Origin of the sequence: Streptomyces sp. F63 (genome assembly GCF_018070345.1) — a bacterium.
In the GTDB taxonomy this organism is placed as follows: domain Bacteria; phylum Actinomycetota; class Actinomycetes; order Streptomycetales; family Streptomycetaceae; genus Streptomyces.
Genome location: NZ_JAGPXX010000043.1, coordinates 37,048 through 43,922, shown reverse-complemented (window position 1 = coordinate 43,922; position 6,875 = coordinate 37,048). Strand labels below are relative to the sequence as shown.

Genomic DNA, 6,875 nt, shown 5'->3' with positions numbered 1-6,875 from the left:
ATCGTGCGTGGCCCGACCCGCTGAGCCGGTACCGGCAACATCCCCTCACGGAACCAGCGATACGCGGTCTGCGGATGCACGCCCTGCGTCTTCGCCCATTCCGTCAGATTCACGCTCTGACAACGACACTCACTCATACATGGTTACGCTCACTTACCCGACTTCGAGGACCAGCAGATGGCGACCCCGGATAGGGGAGGAACGTCTGCATCCGGCACCTCGCCCGTCCCGCCGTGCCCCCTGCGGCGATCCTCCCAGCCCGCACCCCGTCCCGCACTTCGTCCCGCACCTCGTCCCGCACCCCGTCCCGCACCCCGTCCCGCGACCGCTCGCACCCGGCCCCGGGCGTGGTAACAAGAGCCATGCCGACCACACCGGACCCCACCGCACCGGACCCGGGCACCCCGGGGCCCACCGCCTCCTCCGGGGCCTTCCCCCTCTCCGGGCCCGCCGCCGCCCCGTCGTCCGCGCCGGTGCCTCCGGCCCGGGGCGCCTACGACGCCGTCATCGTCGGCGGCGGGCACAACGCCCTGGTGGCCGCCGCCTACCTCGCCCGCGCCGGCCGCAGCGTGCTGCTGCTGGAGCGGCTGGCCCAGGTCGGCGGCGCGGCCGTCTCCACCCGCCCGTTCGCCGGGATGGACGCCCGCCTCTCCCGCTACTCGTACCTCGTCAGCCTGCTCCCCGGGAAGATCGTCGAAGACCTCGGGCTGGACTTCGCGGTCCGCCGCCGCTCCGTGTCCTCGTACACCCCGACCGTCCGGGGCGGCCGCCCCACCGGGCTGCTCGTCGGGGGCGGCACCTCCCGCACCCGCGACTCGTTCGCCCGGCTCACCGGCTCCGACCGGGAGTTCGAGGCCTGGCAGCGCTTCTACGGCATGACGGGCCGGCTGGCCGGGCGGGTGTTTCCCACGCTCACCGAGCCGCTGCCCACGAAGGACGGATTGCGGGCCCGCGTCGACGACGAGGCTGCCTGGCGGGCGCTGTTCGAGCAGCCGCTCGGCGTGACGATCGAAGAGACCTTCGCCGACGACCTGGTGCGGGGCGTCGTCCTCACCGACGGCCTCATCGGCACCTTCGCCGACGCCCACGATCCGGGCCTGGCCCAGAACCGCTGCTTCCTCTACCACGTGATCGGCGGCGGCACCGGTGACTGGAACGTGCCCGTCGGCGGCATGGGCGCGCTCACCACCGCCCTGTCCGCCGCCGCCCGCGCGGCGGGCGCCGAGATCCGCACCGGACACGAGGTGACGCGCGTGGAGACGGACGGCATCCGCGCCGAGGTGACGTACCGCCACACGTCCGGAGAGGGCGCGGTGGCGGCAGGTCACGTCCTCGTCGGCGCCTCCCCCGAGGAACTGGCCCGGCTGCTCGGCGGGGAACCGCCCGCCGCGGACCGCGCGGAGGGCTGCCAGCTCAAGGTCAACATGCTGCTGCGCCGGCTGCCCCGGCTGCGGGATCCGCAGGCCGACCCGCGCGAGGCGTTCGCCGGGACGTTCCACATCGCCGAGGGCTACGGGCAACTGGCCGAGGCCCACCGGCAGGCGGCGGCGGGGGAGCTGCCCGGAGCGCCGCCCAGCGAGATCTACTGCCACTCCCTCACCGACCCGTCGATCCTCGGGCCGGACCTGGCGGAGAGCGGCCACCACACCCTCACCCTCTTCGGCCTGCACACCCCGGCCCGCCTCTTCGGCAGCGGCGGCCCGGCCGTGTCCGGCGGGGCCGGGGAATCCGTCCCGGACCGCCTGCTCGCGGCCACCCTCGCCCAGCTCGACGCCCACCTCGCCGAGCCGCTCGCCGACTGCCTCGCCACGGACGCCGAGGGACGGCCCTGTATCGAGGCGAAGACCCCGCTCGACCTCGACCGCGAACTCCGCCTGCCCCGGGGCCACATCTTCCACCGCGACCTGGCCTTCCCGTACGCCACGGAGACCACCGGCCGCTGGGGGGTCGAGACCCGGCACGCCAACGTGCTGCTGTGCGGGGCGGGCGCGGTGCGCGGCGGCGGTGTCAGCGGCATCCCGGGCCACAACGCGGCCATGGCGGCCCTGGGCCGCTGAACGGCGGCCCGCCGGCGGCCACGCCACCGCCCGGCGGCCGGCCGTCCCTGGGCGACGCCCGTCCGAAGCCTCTCCGGCGCACGGACGGCGAAGGAGGCGCACGGGTCCGGCCACGCTGCACCTTCCGTGCGTCCGTGCGCCGTTGACGCCTCCGGCGGCGCACGGAGGGGCATGGCCCGGCACGGCCGGGCGGAGACCTGCCGCCCGGCGAGGTCCGGCGCGGCCCGGTACGGCACCGCGCGGAAGCCGTCGGGGATTCCGCTTCCCGCCCCGGAGGGCGTCCGCCCGCGGTCCCGGCCCTCCCGTCCCGCGACTCCGGCCCGTTCATGACCTTCCGTGTTCAACTCGTCGCGTTCCGTTGGGGGTTCGGGGGGTTCACGCCCGGCCGGCACGGGCCCTTGCGTGCACCCCTCTGTGTGCGTGATCCCCCTGTGGACACTGCCGCCCGCGCGGTATCGGCCGTTCACTGGTAGCCAATGAGACGGCGGGCCGCACTCCGCCGGTGACCGAAGGGCAGGGCGATGAACTCGCGCGAGTTACGGGAGCCGCCGGTGTGCACGGCGCGGACGGCCTCCCCCGTATCCCGGGAGCCGCACGGCGCCCGGGCGGCCGTCCACCCGGCCGGGAGATGCCGGCGGATCGGCCTGGCGGCCGGTGCCCCGGAGTCGGTGGGGGCGGCGCGCCGGGCCGTGGCGGAGACGCTCCGGGCCTGGCACCTGTCGCCGCTGGCCGACGATGTGACGCTGTGTGTGTCCGAGCTGGTCGGCAACGCCGTGGAGCACGCCGCACCACGGGCCGGCTCCCCGGGGCCCGGACCGGGCGGGCACCCACCGGGCGCCGGCGGACACCACGGGATCGGCGTCACGCTGCGCGTCTGGCCGGAGTGGCTGTTCCTGGAGGTCTCCGACGGAGACCCCCGCCCGCCCGTCCCTCCCGCTGTCGCATGCACGCCGCACGACCTCCCCGCCGCACTGCCGGGCTTCCCGCTCGCCGACCGCGGCCGGGGACTGTTCATCGTCGGCACCCTCGCCGACGCCACCTGGTGGGCGCCCCGCGCGCGAGGCGGGAAGAGCGTCTTCTGCCGCTTCGATCTGCACGACAGGGCCGTCTGAGCGGCGGGCCCGGCCGGCGGGAACAGGAACCACCGCAGCGGTCCGGGCGGCCGGACAACTCCCGCGGCCGGATTCCCCGCGGCGGCGGGTCAGTCCGCCGAGAGGGTCCAGCCCACCGCCTCGATGCGTCCCGCGTCGGCCCGGCGGGAGCCGTCGAAGACGGCTCGCCCGCCGTCCGTCACCCGGATCCCGTCCGCGTAGACGCCGCGCCCCACGTACCGGGCGTCGGTCGCGCAGCGCCAGCGCAGTCGCACCGGGCCGCCCCGCCACTCCGCCAGGCCGGCCGACGCCCGGTGCCAGACCCGCCCCGACCAGCCGCCCACCGTGCCCTCCGGATGCTCCCGCGGGGCCCCGTCCCCGGGGCCCTCCGTGGTGAAGGGCACCGGCCGCCAGGTCTCGCCCCCGTCCGCCGACGCCTCCAGGTACAGCCGGTCGGCGTTCGGCTCGGTGTCCCACCACAGGGAGAAGGCGAGGCGGGGGGCGGAGCCGCCGAGCGTCAGCTCCGGCAGGGTGAGCGTGGTCGTCGCGCCGTTCTCCATGCCGGTGAACCACGCGGTGCGGCCCGCGGCGGGGCGCACGGGCACGGCCCGCGCCAGACGCGTCGCCGCCGCCACTCTCGGCGCGCTCCCGGAACGCCAGGTGCGCACCGGGTGCACGGAGTTGCCCAGCAGGACGAGGAAGGAGTCGGACACCGGGTCGAGCACGAGGGAGGTGCCGGTGAAGCCGGTGTGCCCGGCGCTGTGCGGGGTGGCCATCGCGCCCATGTACCAGTGCTGGTAGAGCTCGAAGCCGAGGCCGTGCTCGTCGCCGGGGAAACCGGTGTTGTAGTCGGTGAACATCAGCTCGACCGACTCCCGCTCCAGGATGCGGACATCGCCGTACGCGCCGCCGTTCAGCAGGGTGCGGCACAGCACGGCCAGATCCCAGGCGCAGGAGAACACCCCGGCGTGCCCGGCGACGCCGCCGAGGGACCAGGCGTTCTCGTCGTGCACCTCGCCCCAGACCAGTCCGCGGTCCAGGCCGCTCCACGGCGCCCGGGCGTCCTCCGTCGCGGCGATCCGCGGCCGCCAGGAGGCGGGAGGGTTGTAGCGGGTGCGGCGCATGCCCAGCGGGCCGGTGACGTCCCGCCGCAGCAGCGCGTCCAGCGGCCGGCCGGTGATCTCCTCCAGGACCAGCTGAAGGGAGATCAGGTTCAGGTCGGAGTAGGCGTAGGCGGTGCCCGGCGGCCGCACGGGCCGCTCGTCCCACAGCAGTTGAAGCCTTCCCTCCCGGGTGGGCTCCCGGTACAGGGGGATCCAGGGCCGCAGGCCGGAGGTGTGGGTGAGGAGCTGCCGCACCGTCACCTCCTCCTTGCCGCCGCCGGCGAACCGGGGCAGGTAGGAGGCGACGGGCGCCTCCAGTTCCAGCGCCCCGCGCTCGATCTGCCGCACCGCGAGGAGCGAGGTGAACAGTTTGGACAGGGAGGCCAGATCGAAGACGGTCCCGGCGGACATCGGGATCCGCTCGTCCGGGGGGAACTCCACCCCGGTGTCGGACTCCTCGTCGTACGCCGCGTAGCGGACCGCGTAGCCGACCGGCTCGTGCAGGGCGACCGTCCGGCCGCGCCCGGCGAGGACCACGGCCCCGGCGTACCACGGGTGCTCCGGGGACGGGCCGAGGAAGCCGCGGACGTCGTCCATCAGCCGGTCGAGGTGCGGCTGGAGCAGCCCCGCCCGCCGCGCGGGCCCCCGGCGCAGGACGGGGGCGTGGCGGCCGCCGGTGACGACGGGCGCGGCCTGGGCCGGTGCGGAGGCCAGTAACAGCGCCCCGCCGAGCGACAGCGCGCCACCCGCGAACCGCCGCCGGGAGAGCCCGCCGCCGTCCACCGTGTCGTCGGCCATCGCAGCTCCCTCTGGAAGAAATCTCCGGACAGTCCGCCACCGGGTGAAACTTTCTTCCCGTGTCCATGCCACTGTCAACCCCACCGGGAGCGCCCGCCGCGGAACGCGGGGCCGGCCCCGCCCCCATACTGGTGGCGACGGGGTCCCCCACGGGATCCCCGGGCGAGAGGGGAAAGGGCATGCCGCAGCCGGAGGGCGCTGAACTCCAAGCCATCCGAGACCGCCGTGAGGAACTGCGCAAACGCTGGCTGCGCGAGCCCGGCGACCGGCCGCGGGCCACGGCGCGCGGCATCCACCACGTGGCGTTCATCTGCCGCGACGTCGAGGAGACGATCCGCTTCCACCAGGAGTTCCTGGGCTTCCCCCTGGTCGAGATCGTGGAGAACCGCGACTACCGCGGCTCCACGCACTTCTTCTTCGACATCGGCCACGGCAATCTGCTGGGTTTCTTCGACTTCCCCGGCCACGAGCACCCGCCGGCCGCCGAGACCCTCGGCGGCATCCAGCACCTCGCCCTCTCCGTGGGCGACGAGCAGTTCGCGGCGGCCCGCGCGGCCCTGGACCGGGAGAACGTGGACTACGCGGGTCCCGACCGCGGTGTGGAGGAGAGCCTGTACTTCCGCGACCCCAACGGCGTCCCGATCGAGCTCTACCGGGAACGGCTCGGCGTCTTCGACGGCAAGCCGATCACCGGCCCGGGCGCGGTCTGAGCCCTCCGGCGGCGGCTGCGTCCTCACGTCCTCCCGCGGCTGTTTCGCCCGGATACGCCCGGGTACGCGGCGAGTGCACCACGCAACGCGACGCGATCATGCGAGAGGACGTGGAAAACGTGAAGGTTGCCTTCCTCGTGGCCACGGAGGGTGTCGAGCAGATCGAGCTGACGGAGCCGTGGCAGGCGGTGAAGGACGCCGGCTGGACACCGGAGCTGGTCTCCACCTCCTCCGGTGAGATCCAGGCGTTCAACCACCTGGACAAGGCCGACACCTTCCCCGTGGACAAGACCGTCTCGGACGCCTCGGCCGCCGACTACGCCGGCCTGGTGCTGCCGGGCGGTGTCGCCAACCCCGACTTCCTGCGGCTGGACCGGAAGGCCGTGGCCTTCGCCAAGAGCTTCTTCGACGCGGGCAAGCCGGTCGCGGTGATCTGCCACGGACCGTGGACCCTCGTCGAGGCCGGGGTGGTGCGCGGACGCACCCTCACCTCCTGGCCGAGCCTCAGGACGGACATCGAGAACGCGGGCGGCACCTGGGTCGACGAGCAACTCCAGGTCTGCTCCAACGGGCCGAACAAGCTGATCAGCAGCCGCAAGCCGGACGACCTCAAGGTGTTCTGCGAGGCGGTCGTCGACGAGTTCGGCAAGCCGGCGGACTGACCGGCGGCGGCCCCCGCCCCGTACACCGGTACGGACCGGCGGCCGCCGCAGCACCCCACCGCTGACCCCGGCGCCGGGCTGCCCCGCGGGCGGCCCGGCGCCACGGCGCGCGCTGTCCTCCGGTTCAGCGCCGGGCCCTGTCCGGCGCCGCCCGCCGTCGTTAGGCTGACCGGGTGAAACGGACCGGGAGGAGCAGGGGCATGGCGGACACCCCCACACGGCGGACGGCCGCGGAGCACCGGAAGCCCCCGCTCGACCTCGGCAACGCGGTCTGGCAGTCCAGCGGCCGGGGGACGGGCGATGTGCAGATCGCCTTCGTCGAGGGCTTCGTCGCGATGCGCGACCGCCGCAACACCGAGGGCCCGGCGCTCGTCTTCACCCCGGGGGAGTGGCGCGCCTTCGTCCTGGGCGCCCGCGACGGGGAGTTCGACCTCGGCTGAGAGCGGCGGGAACC

Annotated in this window: 6 protein-coding genes and 1 pseudogene; 5 read left to right on the top strand and 2 right to left on the bottom strand. The window is 74.8% G+C overall.

Annotated elements, in window-relative coordinates:
• Positions 1 to 113, bottom strand: a pseudogene (locus tag KBZ10_RS30405) (IS607 family transposase); the annotation flags it as partial.
• A gap of 249 nt (positions 114 to 362) precedes the next feature.
• Here KBZ10_RS30405 and KBZ10_RS27270 point away from each other — a divergent pair.
• Both KBZ10_RS27270 and KBZ10_RS27265 read left to right on the top strand, forming a co-directional pair.
• Positions 363 to 2,057 (top strand): NAD(P)/FAD-dependent oxidoreductase, encoded by a 1,695-nt coding sequence (locus KBZ10_RS27270; protein ID WP_210990402.1) that lies wholly within the window; start codon positions 363 to 365, stop codon positions 2,055 to 2,057.
• A 521-nt stretch (positions 2,058 to 2,578) separates the two neighbouring features.
• Positions 2,579 to 3,169: an ATP-binding protein gene (locus tag KBZ10_RS27265; RefSeq protein ID WP_210990401.1), complete on the top strand. Its 591-nt coding sequence runs from the start codon at positions 2,579 to 2,581 to the stop codon at positions 3,167 to 3,169.
• An 89-nt stretch (positions 3,170 to 3,258) separates the two neighbouring features.
• Here KBZ10_RS27265 and KBZ10_RS27260 read toward each other — a convergent pair whose 3' ends face one another.
• Positions 3,259 to 5,049, bottom strand: a complete 1,791-nt coding sequence (locus tag KBZ10_RS27260) for a serine hydrolase domain-containing protein (protein ID WP_210990400.1) — start codon at positions 5,047 to 5,049, stop codon at positions 3,259 to 3,261.
• A gap of 179 nt (positions 5,050 to 5,228) precedes the next feature.
• Between KBZ10_RS27260 and KBZ10_RS27255 the strand changes: the two genes are divergently transcribed.
• From KBZ10_RS27255 to KBZ10_RS27245, 3 genes are all read left to right on the top strand, one after another.
• On the top strand, positions 5,229 to 5,759 hold the full coding sequence (locus KBZ10_RS27255; RefSeq protein ID WP_210990399.1) for a VOC family protein: 531 nt from the start codon (positions 5,229 to 5,231) through the stop codon (positions 5,757 to 5,759).
• A 119-nt stretch (positions 5,760 to 5,878) separates the two neighbouring features.
• Entirely contained in the window at positions 5,879 to 6,421 is a 543-nt protein-coding gene (locus KBZ10_RS27250; RefSeq protein ID WP_307847626.1) for a type 1 glutamine amidotransferase domain-containing protein, read from the top strand.
• A 200-nt stretch (positions 6,422 to 6,621) separates the two neighbouring features.
• Positions 6,622 to 6,861 (top strand): DUF397 domain-containing protein, encoded by a 240-nt coding sequence (locus KBZ10_RS27245; RefSeq protein ID WP_210990397.1) that lies wholly within the window; start codon positions 6,622 to 6,624, stop codon positions 6,859 to 6,861.
• Positions 6,862 to 6,875: the final 14 nt, after the last annotated feature.

Excerpts from the sequence above, each read along its gene's own strand:
- KBZ10_RS27270 (WP_210990402.1), top strand. The coding sequence starts at position 363 with ATGCCGACCACACCGGACCCCACCGCACCGGACCCGGGCACCCCGGGG.
- KBZ10_RS27265 (WP_210990401.1), top strand. The coding sequence starts at position 2,579 with ATGAACTCGCGCGAGTTACGGGAGCCGCCGGTGTGCACGGCGCGGACG.
- KBZ10_RS27260 (WP_210990400.1), bottom strand. The coding sequence starts at position 5,049 with ATGGCCGACGACACGGTGGACGGCGGCGGGCTCTCCCGGCGGCGGTTC.
- KBZ10_RS27255 (WP_210990399.1), top strand. The coding sequence starts at position 5,229 with ATGCCGCAGCCGGAGGGCGCTGAACTCCAAGCCATCCGAGACCGCCGT.
- KBZ10_RS27245 (WP_210990397.1), top strand. The coding sequence starts at position 6,622 with ATGGCGGACACCCCCACACGGCGGACGGCCGCGGAGCACCGGAAGCCC.